The following is a 23,553-nucleotide window of genomic DNA, read 5'->3' on the forward strand; positions in this document are numbered from 1 at the left end:
GCCGTCCCGAAGCACCCGGCATATCCCGAAGCCGTCCCGAAGCACGTCACACCACTAAGGAACACATATGCGCAGAGCGATCGCGGCGGTCCTCGCCACCGCCGTCGGCCTGGTCCTCCTCCTGTCGTTCAAACCCCACGAGGTGGCGACGACCGCCCAGCGGCCCGCCGCGGTGTCGCGCGACGGCTCCGGAACCGGCGCCGGCTCCTCCGGTTCCGGAACCGGAGGCGACACGGACGGCGGGTCCCGCCGGTCGCCGGGCGGCTTCGGCCGGTTCGGCGGCGATGACGACGACGACGGTTTCGGCGGCGACCGGGGCGGAGAGGGCGGCGGGAACGGCCGGACCTCGGCGGACCAGGGCTCCTGGACCGGGCCGGGCGCCACCGCCGGGGCCGCCGCCGGCGACAGGACGGTGGCCGGCGACGCGGCCGACACCCGCTGGGGCCCGGTGCAGGTGGAACTGGTGCTCTCCGGCGGGAAGATGGCCGGGATCAAGGTGCTCCAGGCGCCGATGGGCAACCACCGCGACATCGCGATCAACGACGAGGCGCTGCCGATCCTCAACGAGGCGGCGCTCTCGGCGCAGTCCGCCGACATCGACACCGTCTCGGGCGCCACCTACACCAGCGACGGCTACATCCGCTCGCTGCAGAGCGCCCTGGACAAGGCGGGCCTGTGACGACCGGCCCGCGCCGTCCCGGCGTCCCGGCCACGGCTCCCCGGGCCGGGGACCGGCGCGTCTTCCTCCCCGGCGGCCCGCACGCCACCCCCGGCGCGCACCCGGGTGACTCCGCCGGGGAGCGCTCGGCGGCGGTCCGGCACGTCGAGCACATGATGGGCACGGTCTTCTCCTTCGACGTACGGCCCCCGTACGGCGCCGGGGACGCGGGAACCGCCGGGGAAGCCGTCGCCGAGGCCGTGGCGTGGCTGCGCCGGGTCGACGAGGTCTTCTCGACCTACCGGCCCGGCAGCTTCGTCAGCCGCCTGGACCGCGGGGAGATCGGCCCGGCCGACTGCCCGCCGGAGGTCGCCGAGGTCCTCGGCCTGTGCGAGGCGGTGGCCGAGACCTCCCGTGGATACTTCACGGCACGGCCCGGGGGCCGCCTCGACCCCTCCGGCCTGGTGAAGGGCTGGGCGATCGAGCGGGCGTCGCGCATCCTCACCCGGGCGGGCGCGGTGAACCACTGTGTGAACGGCGGCGGCGACGTCCAGCTCGCCGGTACGGCCGCGCCCGGCCGCCCGTGGCGGGTCGGCGTCGCCCACCCGCTGCGCTCCGGCGAACTCGCCACCGTCGTCACCGGCAGCGACTCCCCGGCCGGTGTCATGGGCCCACCGGCGAGCGGTCTCACGGGTTCCGTGGGGAACGGCCTCACGGACGTCACGGTGAGCGGGCTCGCCGTGGCGACCTCCGGCACGGCCGAACGCGGCGCGCACATCGTCGACCCGCGCACCGGCCGCCCCGCCGCAGGGCTGGTCTCCGTCACCCTGGTGGGCGAGAGCCTGACCCTGGTCGACGCCTACGCCACGGCCGCCTTCGCCATGGGCGGCGCGGCCCGCGAATGGGTGGAGGGCCTCGACGGGGTGGAGGCGTTCGCGGTCACCGCCTCCGGCGGCACCTGGCGCACCCCGGGCTTCCCGGGCCCCGCGCCGCCCGCCGTACGGTGACCCGCGCCGCCTGCCGTACGGTGACCCGTGTCGCCCGCCGTACAGGGGTCCATGCGGCCCGCCGTGCCGGGCGGGGGTGTTCGGCGGCCGGGCGGTATCTCCGCCGGCGGCCGGGTAGCGACCCCGATGCGAGGACGCGCCGGCGCCCGGCCGGTGCGGGGACGGAGGGGACACCGTGCCGCAGTGGGCCGAGGCGGGACTGTGGGGGCTGGTCGCCGGAGGCGCCCTGGTCATCGGGGCGGCGATCGCCTGGACGGTACGGGTGCCGCCCAAGGTGATCGCCTCGATCATGGCCTTCGGGGCGGGAGTGCTGATCTCCGCGCTCGCGTTCGACCTCGTCGACGAGGCCGAACGCTCCGGGGGGCTGGTCCCGGCCATGAGCGGGTTCCTCGCCGGGGCGGTGGCCTACGTCGCGGCCAACGCCCTGCTGTCCCGGCACGGCGCCCGGCACCGCAAGCGCTCCGGGGACCAGCAGGCGGGCGAGAGCGGGTCGCCGGGCAGCGGCGCCGCCATCGCCATCGGGGCCCTGCTCGACGGCATCCCCGAGTCCGTCGTCCTCGGCCTGTCGCTGCTGCACGGCGGCGAGGTCGGCGTCGCGGTGCTGGCCGCGATCTTCATCTCCAACGTCCCCGAGGGACTCTCCAGCGCCGCGGGCATGAAGCGGGCCGGCCGCGGCGCGCGGTACGTCTTCGGCGTCTGGGGCGGCATCGCGCTTGCCAGCGCCGCGGCGGCCTGCGTCGGCTACCTCACCCTGCAGAGCGCCTCCCCGGCCCTCATCGCGGTCATCACCGCAGTCGCCGCCGGAGCCATCCTCGCCATGATCGCCGACACCATGATCCCCGAGGCGTTCGAGCGCACCCACGTCCTCACCGGGCTCATCACCACCGTCGGCTTCCTCACCGCCTTCGTCATCGAACGCCTCTGACGCCGGTGGACGGGGCGTCCACGGCGTGGTTAGGATGCGGTCCATGTCAAGCCCCGAGGCGTCAAGACGCTAGCCACCGGTTGTTCGGTGGCCGACCGTGATCCCGTGCCGAAGCGCCGTCGCGTCCGAGACGCCGCGCTTCCCCGCCGTATCCGCCGCTGAGCCTCCGCCGTACGGGCTTTCCCCTCCGGGTTCCGCATCGCCGTAACCACCGTCGCGGTCACGCGCGGTGATGCCCCCTGCCCGAGCGTCCTTCCGGGCCCTTCCGGGTTCCTCCACGCGGTGTCCCCGCGCGCCCGGCCGCCTCGCCGCTCCGAGCGGCGCCGGCCGTGGCCGTCGCGGCGGCTCTCCGCGTCCTCATCACCCCGGAGTCGTCTCGAAGCCGCCTCGGAGCCGTTCCGGAACCACTCCGGAACGGCTCCGAAGCCGCCCCGAGTGACCCCGGACATTCCAACCACGAAACGGTTGTGAGTTCTCGTATGCCAATCGTCATCTACATGCTCGGGCTGGCGGTCTTCGCCCAGGGGACGTCCGAGTTCATGCTGTCGGGGCTCATCCCCGAGATCGCCGACGACCTCGGGGTCTCCGTCCCGGCCGCCGGAACGCTGACCTCGGCCTTCGCCGCAGGGATGATCGTCGGCGCGCCGCTGACGGCCGTCCTCAGCCTGCGGTGGCCGAGACGGCGGGCGCTGCTCGTCTTCCTGGTCGTCTTCACGCTCGTGCACGTCGCCGGAGCGGTCACCACCGACTTCGGCGTCCTGCTGGCCACCCGGGTCGTCGCGGCGCTGGCCAACGCCGGGTTCCTGGCCGTGGGCCTCGCGACGGCGGCGGACCTGGCCGGGCCCGCCGCCAAGGGCCGCGCCACCGCGGTCCTGCTGGGCGGCGTCACCCTCGCGTGCGTCGCGGGGGTGCCCGCCGGCGCGGTGCTCGGCCAGGCGTGGGGCTGGCGCTCGGCGTTCTGGGCGGTGGCCGCCGTCTCGGTGCCGGCCGTCTTCGCGATCCTGCGCTCGGTCCCGGCGGCGCCGGCGGACGCGGCCGCGCCCGGCGCGCGGCGGGAACTGCGGGCGCTGCGCCGTCCCCGGCTGCTGGTGACCCTGTCGCTTGCCGCGCTCGTGAACGGCGCGACCTTCTGCGCCTTCACCTATCTGGCTCCGCTGGTCACCGACGTCGGCGGGTTCGGGCCGGGGTGGGTCCCGGTCTTCCTGGCGCTGTTCGGCCTGGGGTCGTTCGCCGGGGTGACCGCCGGAGGCCGCATGTCGGACGAGCGGCCGGCGCGGCTGCTGGTGCCCGGCGGCGTGGCCCTGCTGGGCGGCTGGTCGCTGCTCATGGCGACCGCGGACGAGGCGGCCTGGGCGTTCGCGCTCGTCTTCGTCCAGGGCGCGCTGTCCTTCGCCGTCGGCTCCACACTGATCACCCGGGTGCTCTACGAGGCCGTCGAGGCGCCCTCCCTGGGCGGCGCGTTCGCGACCGCCGCCCTCAACGTGGGCGCGGCCGCGGGTCCCGTGCTGGGCGGCGCCGCCATCGGCGCGGGCCTCGGCTACCGGTCCCCGCTGGGGGCGAGCGCGCTGCTCGTGGCGCTGGCGTTCGTCACGGCGGGCGCCGCCTGGGCCGTACGGCGCCTCCGGGCCGGCGGCGGGTCGCCCGGCCGGGACGATTCCGGCGATCTTCGTGGTCTCCGGGCGCGCCAGGGCGGAGAATCCCCGTCATGAGCTCATCGCGCCACGACCATCCGCTGCCCTCCGCCCGCGTCGAGGAGGTCTCCGACGGCGTCCACGCCTACATCCAGCCCGACGGAAGCTGGTGGATCAACAACACCGGCTTCCTCGTCGGGCGGCACGGGGTGATCTGCGTGGACTCCTGCGCCACCGAGCGGCGCACCCTGGCCTACCGCGAGGCGATCAGGTCGGTCACCGCCCTGCCGGTGACGACGCTGGTCAACACCCACCACCACGGCGACCACACCTTCGGCAACTTCGCCTTCCCCGAGGCGACGATCGTCGGGCACGAAGGGACCCGGGAGATGATCCTCGCCGAGGGGATCCCGGCGTACCGGACGATGGCCTGGACGGCGGTCGACTGGGGCCGGTCGGAGGTCAGCCCGCCCTTCCTGACCTACGCCGACGGCGTCACCCTGTACTCCGACGAGCTGCGCTGCGAGGTCCGCCACGTCGGCCGTCCCGCGCACACCACCAACGACTCGATCGTGTGGATCCCCGAGCGGTCGCTGCTGTTCGCCGGCGACCTGGTGTTCAACGGGGGCACGCCGTTCGTGATGATGGGGTCGGTGACGGGGGCCATCGAGACGCTGGACGAGCTGGAGAAGCTGGGCGCGCGGACGATCGTGCCGGGGCACGGCGACGTGTGCGGCCCGGAGGTGATCGGCCGGGTGCGGGACTACCTGCGGTTCGTGATGGCCACCGCCGAGCTGGGCCGTTCGGCGGGCCTGACGCCGCTGGAGGCGGCGCGGGAGACCGACCTCGGCGAGTACGGCGGGCTGCTCGACCCCGAGCGGATCGTCGGCAACCTGCACCGGGCCTACGCCGAGCTGGACGGCCTGCCCCGGGGCGAGCCGATCGACCTCACCGCCGCGATGACGGACATGCTCGCCTACAACGGCGGCCGGCCGCTGACCTGCCTGGCCTGACCGCTCGCGTCCCCGGGGCCGCGGAGCCCGGTGTCCTCTCCGGTGACACCGGCCCGCGACCCGCCCCGCGTCCCCGGGCCGGTGGGCCCGCCCCGGGGACGCGGGGTCACCCCGCGACGGCCTACGCCAGGTGACGCGACCACCATTCGAGGACGGCCTCGAACCGCTGCAGGCGGTGCCGGGGACGGCCGCTGCGGGTGAGCTCGTGGCCCTCGCCGGGGAAGAGCAGGAACTCCGCCGGGACGCCGTTGCGGCGCAGGGCGACGTACATCCGCTGGGCCTGCTCGACGGGGCAGCGCCAGTCCTCCTCGGAGTGGACCACGGCGAACGGGATGCTGATCTTGTCGGCGTGGTGGAGCGGGCTCATCGCGCGCTGGACCTCGGGGTCGGGGCCGCAGTAGGCGTCGGCGAAGAACCAGCCGATGTCGGAGGAGCCGGTGAAGGAGTCCCAGGCGTTGACCGCCCGCTCGCTCCAGGCGGCCCTGAACCGCTCCCCGTGGTGGGCGGCCAGCCAGCTCGTCATGAACCCGCCGTAGGAGCCGCCCATCACGCCCACCCGGTCGGCGTCGCACTCGGGCCGCTCCAGCGCCGCGTCCAGCAGGGCGAGGACGTCGTCGACGTCCACGGTGCCGAAGGCGCCGACGACCGCCTGGCCGTGGGCCTGGCCGTACCCGCCCGAACCGCGCGGGTTGGGCAGGACCACCGCGTACCCGGCGCCGGCGTAGACCTGGGTCTCGTCGAAGAAACCCCAGCTGTGGTGGTGGAAGGGTCCGCCGTGCACGTTCAGCAGGACCGGGTGCGGCCCCTCGCCCTCGGGCAGGACGAGCCAGCCGTGCACCGGGTAGCCGTCGGGCGCCACCGCGGTGATCTCCTGGAGCGGGCGCATCCCGGCCAGCGGCCCGGAGAACTCGGCGAGCCTGCCCTCGGGGGTGACCACCTCGCCGGGGCACTCGGGCGTGGAGACCACCGCGACGATCCGCCCGCCGTGCGCGGTGAACGCCTTGACGGCCGCCCGCTCGCCGAGCACCCGGCCGAGCTTCTCCAGCGGCATGTCCTCGGCGGTCGCCGGGACGAGCAGCAGCTCGGTGGCGCCGCGCGTGCGCACCGCCACCAGGACGCCGTCCTCGACCGGTACGGGCTCCAGCGCCTCGCAGTCGACGGACTCCTCCTCGGTCATGCGCGTCCCGGTGGCCGGTTCGCCGCCGATCCGCAGCGGGGCGCGGTGGAGGCCGGTGTTGCGGGCGACGGCGTGGATGCCGGAGAAGGCGGTGCCGAGGTAGAGCACCTCCCCGCCGGGCAGCGCCACGGGGTGGTCCGCGCCGCCCTCGCTGCGCACCACGAGGGCGGGCGCGCCCCCCGCCGCCGGGACCGCGTACAGGTCGGTGTGCAGGCTGTCGCCGTCGAGGTCGCGGGGCGCGGAGACCAGCACGTGCTCGCCGTCGGGGGTCCAGGCGGGGGTGTCGACGTCGTACGGGCCGTCGGTCAGGCGCACCGGCTGGGGGATGTCGGCGAGGGCGTTGACCACGAACAGCGCCGAGCGCCGGTCGAAGGTGAAGCCCACGCCGTCGCGCCGGTAGTTCAGGCCGGTGATGCGGCGCGGCGCCTCGGCGGCGGCGTCCACGCCCTCCTCGGTGCCGTAGCGGCCCTCCTCCGGGGCCCGCGCGGCGAACGCGATCCGGCGGGAGTCGGGGGCCCAGACCGGCGCGCCGGCGCCGAGCGGCAGGTCGGTGACCGGGCGCGGCTCGCCACCGCGGGCGGGCATCACGTACAGCTGCGGCCGGCCGCCCTCCTTCGCCCGCAGGAAGGCCACCCAGGCGCCGTCGGGGGAGACGCGGGGGGCGGTGTCGAGGTCGCCGTGGGTGAAGGGGACGGGCGGGCCGTCCTGAGGCACCCGCCACAGGCCTCCGCGGTAGGCGTTGGCCCCCATGTCGGGGCGGGCGACGTCGACCAGGAGGAGGTCGTCGTGCATGGTGATGCTTCCGGGGACGTGCAGCAGGGCGAGGTCGTCAAGGCGCATGACCTGGGACGTTATCACCGCCATCGTCGCGTTTGGAGAACGCTGAGGTGGTTTGTCGGTGTCGTTAGGGAGCGAACGGGTCGATCATGGTGACACCGGGCACCGAGCCGATCGCGGCCAGAGCCGGCCCCGCCTCCTCCAGGCCGATCGTGCGGGTGATCAGCAGGTCGGGGCGGAGCAGCCCCGCGGTGACCGTCTCCAGCATCGCCGGGTAGGCGTGGGCGGCCATGCCGTGGCTGCCCAGCACCTCCAGCTCGTGGGCGATCACCCGCCCCATCGGCAGGGCGGTCAGGCCCGGGAGCAGGCCGACCTGGACGTGCCGGCCCCGCCGCCGCAGGCTCCCGATCGAGGAGGCGCACGTCCCGGGGCTGCCGAGAGCGTCGATCGAGACGTGCGCCCCGCCGCCGGTCACCTCCCGGACGCGCTCGGCCACGCCGCCGTCCTCCGGGACGACATCCCCCGGGACGGCGGCGGCCGGAGAGACGGGCCCCGGACCGGCGGACGGAGCCCCGCCTCCCGGGGCGGCGGCGACGCAGGCGGCGGCGCCGAACCGGGCGGCCAGCTCCAGCGCCCGAGGGGAGACGTCCACGGCGACCACCCGGGCCCCGGCCGAGGCGGCGATCATCACGGCGGACAGGCCGACGCCGCCGCAGCCGTGCACCGCCACCCACTCGCCGGGCCGTACCCGGCCCACCGAGACCACCGCGCGGAAGGCCGTGGCGAACCGGCAGCCCAGGCTCGCGGCGGCGGGGAAGGACACCGCCTCCGGCAACCCGACGAGGTTGACGTCCGCGTTCTCCAGCGCGACGTACTCGGCGAAGGAACCCCAGTGGGTGAATCCCGGCTGGGTCTGCCGCTCGCACACCTGCTGGTCGCCGGCGGCGCACGCCGGGCAGGAGCCGCAGGCGCAGACGAACGGGACCGTGACCCGGTCACCGGGCCGCCAGGAGCGCACGCCGTCACCCACCGCCGCCACGACCCCGGCCAGTTCGTGCCCGGGGACGTGCGGCAGGGCCCGGATGTCGTCGTCGTGGCCCTGCCAGCCGTGCCAGTCGCTGCGGCACAGCCCGGTCGCCGCCACCCGCACCACCACCCCGCCGGACGGCGGCGCCGGATCGGGCACCTTCCTGACCTCGAGATCGGCCCCGAAGGCGTCGAAGACCACGGCTCGCACCCGGCACACCTCTTTCCCGGCTTCCCCGGCTTCCCCGGCTTTCCCGTTTCCCGGCTTCCCCGGCCTTCCCGGCCGGCGGGTTCCGCACCGCCTCCCGGCCTGCGGTTCCCGCGCCGCGTCCGCGGCACTCGCAGGATGCCACGCGGTCGGCCGCGCGTCCCACCCGCCCCCGCCCCCGCCCCCGCCCCCGCCGCGGGCCGCGCCTTCGGTCCGGCCGTCCCCGCCCCGCTTGTCCCCGGCCCGTGATCCGGCTCCCGGACCGTCCACGTCACCGGGCCTCCTGCCCCTCCCGTCGCGGACTGTGATCCATCCCCCACCCGCTCGCCTGATTAGAAGCCCCCACCTGGGAGAGTAGGAGGGGGTCACGAGGACCAACTGATCGGATGGTGCGATGGGCCGGCAACTCGACAAGGACCGGTTCTCCGAGGTGGAGTTCATCCGCTTCGGCGAGCGGCTGGCGGAACAGGTGGCCACGTTGCGTGAGACGCTGGCCCGGCCCGGCTTCGGGGAGGGCCCGCTGACCGTCGGCGCCGAGCTGGAGCTGTTCCTCACCACCCCCGACGGCAGGCCGCTCCAGCGCAACCGGGAGGTGCGCGAGGCCGCGTCCGACGACCGGCTGGTGTCGGAGCTGGGCCGGTTCAACCTGGAGGTCAACCTGACCCCGCTGCCGCTCGCCGGGCGGCCCTTCACCGCGATGGCCGCCGAGCTGCGCGAGACCATGGACATGGTGGACAAGGCCGCGGCGACGCAGGGCGGCCGGTCCGTGGCGATCGGGATCCTGCCCTCCCTCAGCGAGTTCGACTTCACCCACGAGGCGCTCAGCGACGAGGCCCGCTACCGGGCGATGACCCGGGGCATGCGCCGGCTGCGCGCCGAGCCGTTCCGGGTGCGCATCAGCGGCGCCGAGGAGCTGGAGCTGGAGGTCGAGGGCGTCATCCTGGAGAGCGCCAACACCTCCTGGCAGGTCCACCTGCGTACGGCCCCGGCCGACTTCGCCCGCGTCTACAACGCCGCCCAGCTCGCCATCGGCCCGGTCCTCGCTGTCAGCGGCAACTCGCCCGGCTTCCTGGGCAGGCGGCTGTGGGAGGAGACCAGGATCGCCCTGTTCGAGGAGGCGGCCGACGACCGCGACGTCGAGCGGCTCGACCGCAGGGACCGGCGGGTGGCCTTCGGCTCGGGGTGGGTCGGCGGCGCCGAGGAGCTGTTCGAGGCGTGCGTCCGCGAGTACGAGCCGGTGGTGCCGGTGCTCACCGACGCCCGGGACGCGGTGGGCGAGGCCCCGGAACTGGCCGAGCTGCGGCTGCACCAGGGCATGGTGTGGCTGTGGAACCGGCCCGTCTACGACCCGGCCGACGGCGGCCACCTGCGGGTGGAGATGCGGGCCCTGCCCGCCGGGCCGACCCCCGCCGACATGGTGGCCAACACCGCCTTCATGCTCGGCCTCACCCTGGCGATGGCCGAGGAACCGGTGCACGAGACGCCCTTCGCCGACGCCTACCGCAACTTCTACCGCGGCGCGATCAGCGGCCTGGACGCCCCGATGGCCTGGCCGGGCCGGGACGGAGAGGTCCCCGCGCACCGGCTCGTCGAGGACCTGCTGCCCATGGCGGCGGACGGCCTGGTGCGGGCCGGCGTGGACGCGCAGGAGGCGGAGCGGGCGCTCGACGTCATCCGGGAACGCGCCGGGCGGCGCCGTACCGGTGCGGTCTGGCAGCGCGAGAAGCTCGCCGAGCTGGGCACCGACCCGGCGGCGCGGGCGCGCCTGGTGACCCGTTACCAGGAGCTGGCGCTGACCGGGGAGCCGGTGCACACCTGGCCGCTTTGAGGACCTCCGCGAACCGGGCGGACCTCCGTTCCGTGCTCGGCATGTCAGGCATGGGCTGATTCACCGCCTCATCGGGCTCCTGAATGATCCGTATATCGGCATACTCGTGAACTCCACGTCTCGACCCGCCGGGCCCGGCGGCGACCGGAGGAGGAGCGACCCCGATGAGTGCGATGAAGACCACGGCCGTGAAGCCGTTCGAGCTGAGGCGCAACGACGGCGACCTGCCGGCCGGCGCCCGCGCGCTGGGCGAGCGGCTCGGCCGTGTGCCCCTCGCCACCGCCCTGGCCAAGGCCAACAGGGTCGCCGTCAGGAAGGGGGCGTCCGGCGCCGGGGCGTTCTCCGGCATGAAGCCCCGGCCGGTGGACTGGTACTGCTTCGACGACGCCGACAACGCCGTCACCGACTGGTACCCGCAGGGCCTGACCAGTTCCTCCGACGCCGGGGCCCGCGGTGACGTGTTCGTGGTGAGCTGGTACTTCAAGCCGCAGAACGCGCCCGAGCGCGGCATCCGGCTGTCCTTCCTCGACACCGCGACGCTGCGCTACCGGCACGTCCTGCTCGTGACGGCCAAGCCCGACGGCGGGATCGCCCCCATCGACATCCACGCCGGCGGCGTCGCCTGGTACGGGGACCTGCTGTACGTCGCCGACACCGGCCGCGGCCTGCGCGTCTTCGACACCCGGCACATCTACGAGGTGAACGGCGACTCCAAGACCACCATCGGCAGGAAGGGAGCGACCTACAACGCCTTCGGCTACCGCTACGTGATGCCGCAGACCGGCGCCTGGGCCGCGACGGGCGACGCCCGGTTCTCCTTCGCCTCCGTCGACCGGACGGGCCCGGTGCACACCCTGATCGGCGGCGAGTACGTCGACGCCCCCGGCACGCCCGGCAGGGTGGCCCGCTGGCCGCTGGAGCCCGGCGGCCCGCTGCGCGCCGACGCGGGCGGCGTCGCCGCGGCCCAGGACGCCTACGTGCTGCCCGAGCCCAGGATCCAGGGCGCGCTCTCCCACGGCGGCACCTGGTATCTCAGCCAGGCGGCCGGCTCGACGCGCAACGGCGTCCTGATCGTGGTCGGCGACACGGTCGCCAGGCGGCCCTACCCGGTGGGCCCGGAGGACCTCACCTGCGTCCGCGAGCGCGGGACGCTGTGGAGCGTGACCGAGTTCGCACGCCGCCGCGCGGTGTACGGCGTGCCGCTCTGACTCAGTGCAGGGAGCCGCCGACCAGGCGCAGGTCGCCCTCCATGAACGAGGCGGCGGTCACGATCGCGGCCAGCGCCTCGGCGACCAGCGCGGGCGGCATGGACGGCGCGGCCCGGTCGAGGACCTGCCCGGGGGCGAACGGCACGTGCACGAACCCGCCGCGGATGTCGGGCCGCTCCGTGGCGATCAGGTGCATCAGGCCGTAGAAGAGGTGGTTGCAGACGAACGTCCCGGCGCTCTGCGACACGCTCGCCGGGACCCCCACCGCCCGGGCCGCGGCCACGCACGCCTTCACCGGCAGCGTGGCGAAGTAGGCGGCGGGCCCGCCGCGCACCACCGGCTCGTCGATCGGCTGCCGCCCGGCGTTGTCAGGGATGCGGGCGTCGTCGAGGTTGACGGCCACCCGCTCGACCGTCACGTCGGCCCGGCCGCCGGCCTGCCCGACGCAGACGACCACCCGGGGGTCGTGCTCGGCGACGGCCTCCCGCAGCCGATCCACCGCCGCGCCGAACACGCACGGCACCTGTACGGCCCGCACCCCGGGGACGAGTCGGACCGCCTCCCACGAGGGGTTGACGGTGTCGCCGTCGAACGGCTCGAAACCGGTGAGCAGGACGGTCATCGGCGGGCCTCCGGCACGGAGCAGGCGGGGGTACCGCCGGGCAGGCGGCCCCGGTTGGCGGACACGAGCCGGTAGCCCCACCCCGCCGCCCGCCGCAGCAGGGGGAGCCGCATCAGGGAGCCCGCGACGCTCCAGGGCGGTCCCGCGCAGATCAGCAGCCTGGCGACGGCCTGCGCCCCGCCGTACAGCCTGCCGTCCTCCGCCCACAGCACCTCGTGCTCGGCGCGCTCCCGGGTGGCGCCGAGCGCGGCCAGGTCGGCCGTCTGCAGGGGTACGGCGCGGGCCCGGAGACCGATCCGGCGCTCGGCGAACCGGACGCAGGAGGTGCAGAAGCCGCAGTCGCCGTCGTAGACCAGTATCGGTTGTTCCGTCATGCGGTGACCATACCCACACGAATCACCCGAGAACGGGCGGGAGGTTCCCGGGTGGGCCGCGGAGTCACCCGAGAACGGACGGCCCGTCCCCGGGCGGGCCGTCGAGATGCCGGAACGCCTCATGGGCCGAACGGACGCTGTCGCGCAGCGCCCGCTCCAGCCGCCCGGCGTCCCCGGCCAGCCGGTCGATCTCCGGAACGGCCGCCGAGTCGGCGCCGGTCTCGGCCAGGAGCTCCTCGTAGCGGGGGAGCCGCTCCCGCAGCTGCTCGATCTGCTCGTGGGCGCGCAGCGCCCGCTCGGCCTCGGTCACGTGGCGGGCGTAACGTTCCAGGGCCTCGACGCGGGCGACGACGGCGGCCTCGCTGGCGGCCAGCGCCCGCTCCAGCGGCGCCATGGCGGCGGCCACCTCCGGGGTGCTGCCGCCGTACAGCAGGTCGCGGTGCTCGCCGCGCAGCGCCGACAGCTTGGCCAGCAGCCGGGCGATCTGCCACTCCTCGGCGGGCAGCATCACCGAGTTGCGCACGTCGTCGAGCATGCCCAGGGCGTTGATCCGCGAGCGCATGACGGTGTCGACGGCCCGCCCGGCCCGCTCCAGCAGCGGTCCGGCGGCGTCGTCGAAGTCCTCCGGCAGGAGGTAGCGGCCCTCGTACCAGTGGGCGTGCCGGGAGATCTCGTAGTCGCCGGCGTCGCCGTCCTCGTCACCCTCGCCGGCATCGGGGAACTGCTGGGCGGCGATCGTGCCGATCAGCGCCACGAAGGCGAGCATCCCGATCAGGAAGAAGGGGATCCGCCCGATGTTCATGGCGAGCAGGCCCAGCAGGACGCCCGACAGGATGACGATGCGGACCTTGGGCGCGATGCCCCTGCGGTCCTCGCGGACCGGTACGGGAGCGGGCTGCCAGCCGGCCCTGACCCTGGAGAGCAGCCGGGCGTTCCGGCGGAACAGTTCCGCGACCTCCGCCGGCACCTCCGGGTCGACTACCACCCGCTGCACGGGCTCACCCCCTTCGCACGGTTGGGAATCGTCTCCTCCTTCTCAGCCTTCGAGGTACCGGAACGCCTCGTGGGCGGAGCGGACGCTGTCGCGCAGCGCCTGCTGCAGCCGGGCGGCGTCCTCGCTCAGCGTGCCGATCTCCGGTGCGGAGAAGCGGGAGGCGCCCGTCTCCGCGACGAGCTGCTCGTACTCCGGCAGGTAGGCGAGCAGGGCCTCGATCTGCCCCCGCGACGCCAGCGCGTGGTCGGCCCGCGCCACGTGGCGGGCGTAGCGCTCCAGGGCCTCGACGCGGGCGACGACGGCGGCCTCGCTGGCGGCCAGCGCCCGCTCCAGCGGCGCCATGGCGGCGGCCACCTCCGGCGTCCGGCCGCCGCGGGCCAGGTGCCGGTGCCTGGCCCGCAGGGCCGACAGCTTGGTCAGCAGCCGGGCGATCTCCCATTCCTCGGCCGGCAGCATCACCGAGTTGCGCACGCTGTCGAGCATGCCCAGGGCGTTGACCCGCGCGCCCATGATGCGGTCGATCGCCTTCTGCACCCGGCCGAGCAGGGCCCGCGAGGGGAGGTCGAAGTCCTCCAGGACCAGGAAGCGGCCCTGGTGGAACCGCGAGTGCCGGTACAGCACGCGCTCCGTCGAGTCGGCCGGCAGGGGCTTCCTGGCGAGGTAGACGCAGGCGAGGACGATCAGGTAGACGGTGCCGAGGGTGCCCAGGAACACCCCTGGAGCGCCGACGAGCAGCGTGACGAGGACCGTCAGGAACGTCAGCACCCCGAGGGACACCAGGACGGGGACCGGGAAGTGGGGACCGCTCGGTTCGGGGTTCCAGCCGGCCCGGTAGCGGGAGAGCAGCGGGCCGTTCCGTCGCATGAGGTCGGCGACGTTCGCGGGCACCTCCGGGTCGACCACCACACGCAGCACAGGCTCGCCCCTTTCGCGATGGTCAAAAGAGCATAAGCGATGAATAGATTCCGGGTTATGTCCCGATGCTGCCTCCTGTCGCCGCCCGGCGCGTACCGGAAACGCGGGAAGCCCGGAAACGGGAGGCGGGGAAAGAGCGGCCGGAGGGGGAGGCCGCGAGGGCGGGTGGAGCGGAACACCCGAGGTGGGACGGCCGGAAGCGGTGCTCCGGCGGCGGCGCCGCGGGCGGGCCCGCCGGAACCGGTTCCCGGAACGAGGGATGCCGGGACGCGCCCGGAACGGCGTGCCCAGGGGTGGGCGACCGGCGGCGGGAGCGGCCCGGAAACGAAGAGATCCCCGGGTCCTGGACCCGGGGATCTCTGTCGGTGGACGATACTGGGATTGAACCAGTGACCTCTTCCGTGTCAGGGAAGCGCTCTCCCGCTGAGCTAATCGTCCTTGGAATATCAGAGCGGAAGACGGGATTCGAACCCGCGACCCTCACCTTGGCAAGGTGATGCTCTACCACTGAGCCACTTCCGCGTGCTCCCCGGCCTGTCGACCGGGGCACGTGCGCCACTTTACCGGATCCTCACGGGTCCGGCGTCCGTGCGCCGAGGTGGAGACGGGATTTGAACCCGTGTACACGGCTTTGCAGGCCGTTGCCTCGCCTCTCGGCCACTCCACCAGCCGGACCCCGGGGGGTCCGCCGAGCGGAAGACGGGATTCGAACCCGCGACCCTCACCTTGGCAAGGTGATGCTCTACCACTGAGCCACTTCCGCGTGCTCCCCGGCCTGTCGACCGGGGCACGAGAAAACTCTAGCGCCTCCCGAGCGTGCTCGCGCGCAACCGGAGACAACCAGGGGTCGATCGGGGGGCGGGAAGGGGGTCCGGGCGGACCTCGGCCGGGCGTCACCGGCCTCCCCGCGCATCGGGTACGGCTCCTCGGCCGGGCGTGGCTCCCGGCTGAGCATGATCTCCCGGCCGGGCGCGGCTCCTCAGCCGGGTACCACCGTGACGTCCGCCGCCCTGACGAACATGACCCGGTGGCCGAACTGGATCTGGTGGTAGCGGGTCCGGCCCGTGACGACGCGGTGGGACGCCGGGGAGAATCCGCCCGTGTGGAAATAGGACGCGCGGCAGGTCAGGCCGAGGCTGTAGAACTGCCCGGCCGGGAGGGTGTACTGCAGGGGGGCCGGCTGCTGCACCGGTATGCCCGGCGGGTAGGCCGACGCCTCCGGGTAGGCCCTGCCGTACACCTTGACGGAGGCGAGACCCGGGCGGGGCGTCACCAGGGGGCCGGAGGCGGGCACGGACCTGCGGGCGCCCGCCGGGTCGTAGAACCAGGCCCGCTGCCCGAGGTACCAGATCGCGGTCCAGTCGCCCCGGCGGCCGGCGAAGGCGTAGCGCTGGCCGGTGGAGGCCCGCCCCGCGTGGTCGTACACGCTGTAGGTGGACTCCCCGGTGGGGTGCTTACCGGCGTCGCGGACCAGCGGTGAGGCGGGGGAGGGGCGGACGTGCAGCCAGACCGTGCCGGACCCGCGGCGGCACCGGCCCGACTTGGTGCAGCCGCTGAAGAAGGACGTGTTGGCGGCGTAGTCGGGCTTGATCATCACCGAGCGCGCCGCGTGCGCCGGGCGTGACGCGGCCGCCGCCGAGACGAGGGAGACCTCCCGGCCGCGTACGCCGGTCAGCGGGCTGCCGAGCAGCGTGAAGTAGTGGTCCCAGTCCCAGTAGGGGCCGGGGTCCTCGTGCATGCCCTGCACGGTCGCCGGGGTGGCGCCGGGCACGTTGTCGTGGCCGAGGATGTGCGCCCGGTCTAAGGGGACGTCGTACTTGCGGGCGAGGTAGCGGACCAGGCGGGCCGAGGCCCGGTACATCGCCTCGGTGTACCAGGCGCCCCCCTTGGCGAGGTAGCCCTCGTGCTCCAGGCCGATGGAGCGGGAGTTGAAGTACCAGTTGCCCGCGTGCCAGCCGACGTCCCCGGCCCGCAGGTGCTGGGCGATGTGGCCGTCGCTCGAGCGCAGGGTGAAGTGCCAGCTCACGTACGTGGGGTCCTTGACCAGCCGGGTCATGACGTCGTAGGGCGACTCCCCGTCGTGGATGACGATGTAGTCGATCGGGCGGGTCCCCGGGTAGCGGTCGTGGTTGCCGTGTCCGCCCTTCTTCAGCCGCCGGTAGGCGGCCGGGATCCACTCGCAGGCCAGGGCGGGCGGGCAGTCGGGGGCGGCGGCCGCCGTCGCGGCGGGCAGCCCGGTCTCCCCGGGCCCCCGTTCCGGCGCGGCGGAGGGGTCGGCGGGCAGGACCACCCGCTCGCCGTCGTCGGTCACCCGCGCGGCGCCGGAGCGGATCGTCGCGTACACCTCGTCGGCGAACATCGCCGCGGTCCCGGCGTCCGTGGCGCCGGAGTAGCGGGCGACCGCGCCGTACCAGCCCGCCGGGTCCGCCCCGGGCCGCGCGCCGGCGCGTCGCTGGTGGTCGGCCAGCAGCGCGGCGCCGCCCAGGATGTTGGCGGAGGGGTCACGCCGGAGCTCGGCGGGGGCGAGACCGGTCAGCTCCGCGGCCCGGTGCAGGGTGTCGGCGGGCGGTACTGCCGGCGGCACGGCGGTCCGCTCGCCCCCGGCGGCCTCCCGGACCGTGCCGCCGGAGGGCCCCGCGGTGTCCCGGGCCGCGCCGCCGGAGGGTCCGGTGGTGCTCCGGGCCGTGTCTCCCGCGTCTCCCGTGTCTCCCGAGGGGCTCGCGCCGCCGGACGGACGTGCGGGGCGCGCGCCGGCCGGGACGCCCGCGGAGGGGTCGACCAGGTGCATCGGGCCGTACCCCGCCGACACGCTGGGCAGGCCGTTGTGGGTGTCCCACCGGGACTCCAGGTAGGAGACCGCCAGCAGCACGCTCTCCGGCACGCCGTACCTCAGCGCGGCCTGGGCGAAGGCCGCCTGGCGGCCGGCCGGGGACGAGGCTCCCGCGGGAGGGGGCGGGGCCAGCAGGGTCAGGGCGGCAAAGACGGTGGGGCCCGTCAGACGGCGCATGGTGTTCCTCCGGCCAGTTGACTACCCAGCGTTATGAGAGACTACTCACCGTCCCAGGGTGCGGGCGTCGTACGGCATAAGGGGGGATCTCTGCCCGGAAGCGGGCAGGAAAATTGGTAATTGACGTTGGTTATGCGTATGGTCCTGCCCTGTGGCCACGGCATGGCAGCCCCATGAGGAGCTGATTACCCATCTGGTCCGGACGAGCTCCCTCGGTCCGGGCGAGGCGGCGCGGGTCGTGGCGGACGTGCTGGCCTACTTCTCCGAGCCCGTCGAGGAGTTCGTCCGGCGTCGTCACGCCGAGCTCAAGGCCAAGGGGATGGTCAACGACCAGATCTTCCCCCGGATCGCCGCCGAGCTGCCCGCCCGCCGTGTCGCGGCACCCCAGCTCACCCTGCGCCAGCTGCGCCGGATCGTCTACGGGTAAGGAGTGCGACACATGTGCGGGATCGTGGCCTATGTGGGGCCGAAGGACGCGGCGCCGATTCTTCTGGAGGGCCTCGCGCGGCTGGAGTATCGCGGCTACGACTCGGCGGGGCTGGTGGTCTCCAACAGGGGCCTGAAGACGCGCAAGGTCAAGGGCCGGGTGGGCGACCTGGCCGCCGTGGTGCCCGCGCGTTTCAAGGGCACCCTGGGCATCGGGCACACCCGCTGGGCCACCCACGGCGCGCCCAGCGACGCCAACGCCCACCCCCACCTTTCCACCGACGAGCGCGTCGCGGTCGTGCACAACGGCGTCATCGAGAACGCCGACGAGCTGCGCGCCAAACTGGAGGCCGACGGCGCGGTCTTCGTCTCCGAGACCGACACCGAGGTGCTGGCGCACCTGATCGCCCGCACCGTCGAGGAGTCCGACTCGCTGGAGGAGGCGGTCCGCACCGCGCTCAAGCGGATCGTCGGCACCTACGGCATCGCGGTGATCGACGCCCGGCGGCTCGGCGAGGTGGTCGTGGCCCGCAACGGCAGCCCGATCGTGCTGGGCATCGGCGAGAAGGAGATGTTCGCCGCCTCCGACGTCGCGGCCCTGGTCCGCTACACCCGCCAGGTGGTCCACCTGGAGGACGGCGAGCTCGCGGTGCTGCGGGCCGACGGCTTCACCACCTTCGGCGGCGACGCGCGGGAGACCGCCAAGGAGCCGCTGACCGTCGACTGGGAGGCCGGGCACTACGACACCGGCGGCTACGAGCACTACCTGCTCAAGGAGATCTCCGAGCAGCCCGAGACGGTGGCCCGCACGCTGCGCGGCCGCCTCGACGACCGCTTCCACATCGCCCACCTGGGCGGCCTCAACATGGACGCGCGGGAGAGCCGGTCGTTCCGCCGCGTGAAGATCATCGGCTGCGGGTCCGCCTACTACTCCGGCCAGATCGGCGCCCAGCTCATCGAGGAGCTGGCGCGCATCCCGGCCGACGCCGAGCCGGCCAGCGAGTTCCGCTACCGCAGCCCCGTGGTGGAGCCCGACACCCTGTACGTGGCGATCAGCCAGTCGGGGGAGACCTACGACACCCTCGCCGCCGTCCAGGAGCTCAAGCGCAAGGGCGGGCGGGTGCTCGGCATCGTCAACACCGTGGGCAGCGCGATCGCCCGCGAGTGCGACGGCGGCCTGTACCTGCACGCGGGTCCCGAGGTGTCGGTGGCCAGCACCAAGGCGTTCACCTCGACCGCGGTGGCGTTCGCGCTGCTCGCGCTGCACCTGGGCCGGGTACGCGACCTGTCCCCGGCCGACGGCCGCCGCGTCTGCGAGGGCCTGCGGCGGCTGCCCGGCCAGATCGAGGAGATCCTCGCGCTGGAACCCCAGATCAAGGAGCTGGCGGCCAAGTACGCCGATACGGCGAGCATGATGTTCGTGGGCCGGGTCCGCGGCTACCCGGTGGCCCGCGAGGGCGCGCAGAAGCTCAAGGAGATCTCCTACGTGCACGCCGAGGCCTACCCGGCCAGCGAGCTCAAGCACGGGCCGCTGGCGCTGATCGGCCCGGAGACGCCGACCGTGGCGATCGTCCCCGACGACGAGCTGCTGGACAAGAACCTCACCACCCTGGGCGAGATCCGGGCGCGCGGCGGCCGGGTGCTCATGGTCGGGCACCGTACGGCGGACCCGAAGCTGGCCGACGACTGCGTGGTGGTGCCGAAGAACGAGATCGAGCTGGACCCGATCCTGCTGACGATCCCGCTCCAGCTGCTGGCCTACCACGCCGCCGTGGCGCTGGGCCGCGACGTCGACAAGCCCCGTAACCTCGCCAAGAGCGTCACCGTGGAGTGAGCCTGCCGTCCCTCCTCCCGGCGAGACCGCCATATGTCACAGAAAGTGACATAGGTGTAACCTGAGGTATCGGGGGTCTCGGGGGGAGGGCGCGTCGTGCACCGCAGGCGGTTCTTCTCGTTCGCCGCCGGGCTCGCCGTCCTCGGCTGCTGCGGCGGCTGCGGCGGTCCGGACAGGCCGTTCACCGCCATGCTGACCCTCATCGTGCCCGCCGCCCGCGGGCACGGCTGGGATCCCCTCGCCCGCGGCATGGCGGCCGTCGCGGGCGCCGAGGGGCTGGCGCGGGCGGCCGGGGTGGAGAACCGTCCGGGCGGCCCGGCGGGCGCCGCCCTGGAGGCGCTCGCCTCCCATGGGGCGCCCTACGGATCGCCGTCCGGGACACCGTACGGGTCGCGGTCCGGGGCGCCGTCCGGGCCGTCGTCCCGTGAGCGGTCCGTCCGCGACCCGCTCTCCCGCGAGCCGTTCTCCCGGGATGGGAGGCTGCTCCTCGCCGGGATGCCCGCGGTGGCCGGGGCGGAGATCGCCGACACCGCCGCCGTGGTCGACTCCACCACCCCGCTGGCCCGGCTGGCCGGCGACTGGGCGGCCCTGATCGTCCTGCCCGGCTCCCGTCTGCGCTCCTTCGAGGACCTCGCCGCGTTGCTGCGCCGCGACCCGGGCGGGCTGGTGATGGGCGGGCGCCTGGAGGGCGGCTCCGACCACGTGCTCTACGGCATGATCGCCAAATGCCTCGGGGCGGACGCCCGGCTGCTGCAGTACGCCGGGTATCCCACCGCCGCCGACGCCGTCGAGGCGCTCCGCGACGGCCGGGTGGGCGCGATCCTGGGCTCGGCGCGCTCCTTCACGCGCGAGATCGCCGCCGGCCGCCTGCGGCCGCTGGTGGTCTCCTCCGCCGAGCGGCTCCCCGGGATCGACGCGCCGACGCTGATGGAGATGGACGTCCGGCTGGAGTACACCGACTGGTGCGGGGTGTTCGGCCCGCGGGGCATGAGCCCGGACGACCGGGACCGGGCCGTGGCCCTGTGCGACGCCCTCGACGCCTCGCCGCGCTGGCGGTCCCTGTGCGAGGCCGGGGGCTGGAGCCGGATCTACCTCAGCGGCGACGACTTCCGCCAGTGGCTGTCCGGCGAGACCGGCCGGGCCCGTGACGTGCTCCGTGATCTCGGTTTGCTCAAAGCCTTCGCCACAACCTGTTGGGGTAGTTGCGTCCGAAGCCACTACATGTAGGATCCTCGTCGTTGCCGGCTCGCCTTCCGCGTGAAGGCGAGGCAAGAGGGAACCCGGTGCGAATCCGGGGCTGCCCCGCAGCGGTGAACGGGAACGACCGCCGTCAGGAGCACTGGGCCATGCGCCCGGGAAGCGACGGCCAGTAGGCATGCGCCAGGCGCCCGTGAGTCCGAAGACCTGCCGGCGACGGGAAAGACGGGAGAAGGGGACCGGGCCGGGTGCCGGGGCCGCGTGAGGCGGCCCGGGGCGCGCGGCGCGGCCGCCTCTCCCGGCACAGATGTCCAGGGCCTCGAGGGTGGGCCCGCGGACGAGGCGGTCCGGCATGCCCGTGAACCGTTCTCCGACGCGTGCCCTTGACCCGGCGGGAGCCCTACGGGAAGAGCACCGAGCACGCCAGGAGGAAGCACGTGGCACCGATCGTGACCGAGGCAGCCGAGACAGCCGAGGGGACCGGGCAGGCACGCGAGGATCTGGCCGGCCGCCGGCTGGCCATCGAGGAGGCCGCCGCCCGGGTGGTCGCCGATCCGGAGAACTCCAGGGTCGCCGCCGGCCTGCTGGCCGGGCTGATCGCCGACGAGGCCGCCGCCCACGGCGTGCGGACCTTCGCCGGGTCCGTCGCCGCCGCCCACGCCGCCGGGCTGCTGCAGGACGGCCTGGCCGCCTTCGTCGCGGCGCACGCCGCCGAGCTGGACGGCCTCGTCGACGACGCCGCCGACGCCCGGTTCGAGTACTTCGGCCTGCGCACGGTCTACGACCGCTACCTGCTGCGCCACCCCGAGACCCGCGGCGTGCTGGAGCGCCCGCAGCACTTCTTCCTGCGGGTGGCGTGCGGCCTGTCGGAGACGGTGGAGGAGGCCGCCGAGCTGTACCGCCTCATGTCCACCCTGTCCTACCTGCCCAGCTCGCCCACCCTGTTCAACTCCGGCTCCCGCCGCCCCCAGCTGTCCTCCTGCTTCCTGCTCGACTCGCCCCGCGACGAGCTGGAGGCGATCTACGAGCGGTACGGGCAGATCGCGCGGCTGTCGAAGTACGCCGGGGGCATCGGCGTCTCCTGGACCCGGATCCGCTCACGCGGCTCGCTGATCCGCGGCACCAACGGCCACTCCAACGGCGTCGTGCCGTGGCTGCGCACCCTGGACTCGAGCGTCGCCGCGGTCAACCAGGGCGGCCGCCGCAAGGGCGCGGCCTGCGTCTACCTGGAGACCTGGCACGCCGACATCGAGGACTTCCTGGAGCTGCGCGACAACACAGGTGAGGAGTCGCGCCGCACGCACAACCTCAACCTCGCCAACTGGATCCCCGACGAGTTCATGCGCCGTGTCGAGGCCGACGGCACCTGGTCGCTGTTCGACCCCAAGGAGGTCCCGTACCTCACCGACCTGTACGGCGAGGCGTTCGACGCGGCCTACCGCGCCGCCGAGGCCGAGGGCCGGTACGTCCGCCAGGTCCCGGCCCGCGCCTTGTACGGCCGGATGATGCGCACCCTCGCCCAGACCGGCAACGGCTGGATGACCTTCAAGGACGCCGCCAACCGCACCTCCAACCAGACGGCCCTCCCCGGGAACGTCATCCACCTGTCGAACCTCTGCACCGAGATCCTGGAGGTCACCGGCGACGCCGAGACCGCCGTGTGCAACCTCGGGTCGATCAACCTGGCCGCCCACCTCGACGGCGGGCGGATGGACTGGGAGCGGCTGCGCTCCACCGTCCGCACCGCCGTAGGGTTCCTGGACCGCACGATCGACCTGGGCTTCTACCCGACCCCCGAGGCCGAGGCCGCCAACCGCAGGTGGCGGCCGATCGGGCTGGGCGTGATGGGCCTGGCCGACGTGTTCTTCACGCTGCGGCTGCCGTTCGACTCCCCGGAGGCGCTGGAGCTGTCCACCCGGATCTCCGAGGAGATCGCGCTCGCCGCCTACGCCACCTCCTCCGACCTGGCCGTCGAGCGGGGCCGCCACCCCTCCTACGACGAGACCCGCGCCGCCCGCGGCGTGCTGCACCCCGACCACTACGGCGCCGGACGGTCGGCGGAGTGGGCGGCGCTGCGGGCCAGGATCGCCGGGACGGGCCTGCGCAACTCGCTCATGGTCGCGATCGCGCCCACCGCGACCATCGCCTCCATCGCCGGCTGCTACGAGTGCATCGAGCCACAGGTCTCCAACGTCTTCAAGCGCGAGACCCTCTCGGGGGAGTTCCTCCAGGTCAACCGCTACCTGGTCCGCGACCTCACCGAGCGCGGCCTGTGGACCCCGCAGGTCCGCGACGCGATCAAGCGGGCCGACGGCTCGGTCCAGGACGTCCCCGGCGTCCCCGGCGACCTGAAGGCGCTCTACCGCACCGCCTGGGAACTGCCGCAGAAGGCGCTCATCGACCTGGCCGCCGCGCGCATGCCGTACATCGACCAGTCGCAGTCGCTGAACCTCTTCATGGCCACGCCGACCATCGGCAAGCTCTCCTCGATGTACGCCTACGCCTGGAAGTCCGGGCTGAAGACGACCTACTACCTGCGGTCCCGCCCGGCGACCCGGATCGCGCAGACCACCGTGGCCCGCGCCGCCGCCTCCGACGCCTCCGACGCCTCCGTTCCGGAGGCCGTCGCCTGCTCGCTGGAGAACCCCGAGTACTGCGAGGCCTGCCAGTAGGGACCGCCCCGGCTCCCCGTCCCGTCCCACCCGAACCTCTTCACCCGGAACCCA

Annotated in this window: 18 protein-coding genes, 4 tRNA genes and 1 riboswitch; of the genes, 11 read left to right on the plus strand and 11 right to left on the minus strand. The window is 74.1% G+C overall.

Features of this window, described 5'->3' with window-relative positions; translation table 11 throughout:
• Positions 1-67 precede the first annotated feature (67 nt).
• The 5 genes from AB0D67_RS18140 to AB0D67_RS18160 all read left to right on the plus strand — a co-directional run bounded on the left by AB0D67_RS18140 (position 68) and on the right by AB0D67_RS18160 (position 5,234).
• Positions 68-679 (plus strand): FMN-binding protein, encoded by a 612-nt coding sequence (locus AB0D67_RS18140; protein ID WP_362936280.1) that lies wholly within the window; start codon positions 68-70, stop codon positions 677-679.
• Positions 676-1,665: an FAD:protein FMN transferase gene (locus AB0D67_RS18145; protein ID WP_362936283.1), complete on the plus strand. Its 990-nt coding sequence runs from the start codon at positions 676-678 to the stop codon at positions 1,663-1,665. The genes AB0D67_RS18140 and AB0D67_RS18145 overlap by 4 nt, the downstream gene beginning before the upstream one ends.
• 175 nt (positions 1,666-1,840) lie before the next feature.
• Positions 1,841-2,590 carry a ZIP family zinc transporter gene (locus tag AB0D67_RS18150; protein WP_362936286.1) on the plus strand — a complete coding sequence of 250 codons (750 nt, stop codon included), beginning with the start codon at positions 1,841-1,843 and terminating at the stop codon, positions 2,588-2,590.
• 479 nt (positions 2,591-3,069) lie between these two features.
• Positions 3,070-4,299, plus strand: a complete 1,230-nt coding sequence (locus AB0D67_RS18155; RefSeq protein ID WP_362936289.1) for a Cmx/CmrA family chloramphenicol efflux MFS transporter — start codon at positions 3,070-3,072, stop codon at positions 4,297-4,299.
• Positions 4,296-5,234 (plus strand): MBL fold metallo-hydrolase, encoded by a 939-nt coding sequence (locus tag AB0D67_RS18160; RefSeq protein ID WP_362936292.1) that lies wholly within the window; start codon positions 4,296-4,298, stop codon positions 5,232-5,234. Before AB0D67_RS18155 ends, AB0D67_RS18160 begins: the two co-directional genes overlap by 4 nt.
• A 121-nt stretch (positions 5,235-5,355) precedes the next feature.
• Here AB0D67_RS18160 and AB0D67_RS18165 read toward each other — a convergent pair whose 3' ends face one another.
• Positions 5,356-7,251: a S9 family peptidase gene (locus AB0D67_RS18165; RefSeq protein ID WP_362936295.1), complete on the minus strand. Its 1,896-nt coding sequence runs from the start codon at positions 7,249-7,251 to the stop codon at positions 5,356-5,358.
• A gap of 64 nt (positions 7,252-7,315) precedes the next feature.
• Positions 7,316-8,425: a zinc-dependent alcohol dehydrogenase family protein gene (locus tag AB0D67_RS18170; protein WP_362936298.1), complete on the minus strand. Its 1,110-nt coding sequence runs from the start codon at positions 8,423-8,425 to the stop codon at positions 7,316-7,318.
• 391 nt (positions 8,426-8,816) lie between these two features.
• Here AB0D67_RS18170 and AB0D67_RS18175 point away from each other — a divergent pair, with 391 nt between their 5' ends.
• Positions 8,817-10,250 carry a glutamate--cysteine ligase gene (locus AB0D67_RS18175; RefSeq protein ID WP_362936301.1) on the plus strand — a complete coding sequence of 478 codons (1,434 nt, stop codon included), beginning with the start codon at positions 8,817-8,819 and terminating at the stop codon, positions 10,248-10,250.
• A 164-nt stretch (positions 10,251-10,414) separates the two neighbouring features.
• Positions 10,415-11,458 (plus strand): hypothetical protein, encoded by a 1,044-nt coding sequence (locus AB0D67_RS18180; RefSeq protein WP_362936304.1) that lies wholly within the window; start codon positions 10,415-10,417, stop codon positions 11,456-11,458.
• A 1-nt stretch (position 11,459) separates the two neighbouring features.
• Here the strand turns inward: AB0D67_RS18180 and pcp are convergent, their stop codons facing one another.
• From pcp to AB0D67_RS18225, 9 genes are all read right to left on the minus strand, one after another.
• On the minus strand, positions 11,460-12,080 hold the full coding sequence (pcp, locus tag AB0D67_RS18185) for a pyroglutamyl-peptidase I (protein WP_362936307.1): 621 nt from the start codon (positions 12,078-12,080) through the stop codon (positions 11,460-11,462).
• Complete coding sequence (locus tag AB0D67_RS18190; RefSeq protein ID WP_362936310.1) at positions 12,077-12,454, minus strand: DUF393 domain-containing protein; 378 nt, start codon at positions 12,452-12,454, stop codon at positions 12,077-12,079. The genes pcp and AB0D67_RS18190 overlap by 4 nt, the downstream gene beginning before the upstream one ends.
• Before the next feature lie 64 nt (positions 12,455-12,518).
• Positions 12,519-13,448 carry a hypothetical protein gene (locus AB0D67_RS18195; protein WP_362936313.1) on the minus strand — a complete coding sequence of 310 codons (930 nt, stop codon included), beginning with the start codon at positions 13,446-13,448 and terminating at the stop codon, positions 12,519-12,521.
• 42 nt (positions 13,449-13,490) lie between these two features.
• Positions 13,491-14,363 carry a hypothetical protein gene (locus tag AB0D67_RS18200; RefSeq protein WP_362936316.1) on the minus strand — a complete coding sequence of 291 codons (873 nt, stop codon included), beginning with the start codon at positions 14,361-14,363 and terminating at the stop codon, positions 13,491-13,493.
• A gap of 366 nt (positions 14,364-14,729) precedes the next feature.
• Positions 14,730-14,801 (minus strand) — tRNA-Val (locus tag AB0D67_RS18205).
• A gap of 12 nt (positions 14,802-14,813) precedes the next feature.
• Positions 14,814-14,885, minus strand: a tRNA-Gly gene (locus AB0D67_RS18210).
• A gap of 74 nt (positions 14,886-14,959) precedes the next feature.
• Positions 14,960-15,030: transfer RNA gene (locus AB0D67_RS18215), tRNA-Cys, on the minus strand.
• A gap of 24 nt (positions 15,031-15,054) precedes the next feature.
• Positions 15,055-15,126 (minus strand) — tRNA-Gly (locus tag AB0D67_RS18220).
• 216 nt (positions 15,127-15,342) lie between these two features.
• Complete coding sequence (locus AB0D67_RS18225) at positions 15,343-17,370, minus strand: N-acetylmuramoyl-L-alanine amidase (protein WP_362936319.1); 2,028 nt, start codon at positions 17,368-17,370, stop codon at positions 15,343-15,345.
• A 151-nt stretch (positions 17,371-17,521) separates the two neighbouring features.
• Between AB0D67_RS18225 and AB0D67_RS18230 the strand changes: the two genes are divergently transcribed.
• The 4 genes from AB0D67_RS18230 (at position 17,522) to AB0D67_RS18245 (ending at position 23,499) form a co-directional block, all read left to right on the plus strand.
• The gene (locus tag AB0D67_RS18230; protein WP_362936322.1) at positions 17,522-17,797 is read left to right on the plus strand and encodes a hypothetical protein; all 276 of its coding nucleotides are present in this window, start codon (positions 17,522-17,524) and stop codon (positions 17,795-17,797) included.
• Positions 17,798-17,809: 12 nt separating this feature from the next.
• Entirely contained in the window at positions 17,810-19,630 is a 1,821-nt protein-coding gene (gene glmS / locus AB0D67_RS18235) for a glutamine--fructose-6-phosphate transaminase (isomerizing) (RefSeq protein ID WP_362936325.1), read from the plus strand.
• A gap of 96 nt (positions 19,631-19,726) precedes the next feature.
• Positions 19,727-20,857 (plus strand): tripartite tricarboxylate transporter substrate-binding protein, encoded by a 1,131-nt coding sequence (locus tag AB0D67_RS18240; protein ID WP_362936328.1) that lies wholly within the window; start codon positions 19,727-19,729, stop codon positions 20,855-20,857.
• Positions 20,856-21,057, plus strand: a riboswitch (cobalamin riboswitch). (Overlaps the previous gene by 2 nt.)
• 207 nt (positions 21,058-21,264) lie before the next feature.
• On the plus strand, positions 21,265-23,499 hold the full coding sequence (locus tag AB0D67_RS18245) for a ribonucleoside-diphosphate reductase subunit alpha (RefSeq protein ID WP_362936331.1): 2,235 nt from the start codon (positions 21,265-21,267) through the stop codon (positions 23,497-23,499).
• The last annotated feature ends 54 nt before the right edge of the window (positions 23,500-23,553 follow it).

The sequence above is a fragment of the Streptosporangium sp. NPDC048047 genome (assembly GCF_040653115.1).
Classification (GTDB): Bacteria; Actinomycetota; Actinomycetes; order Streptosporangiales; family Streptosporangiaceae; genus Streptosporangium.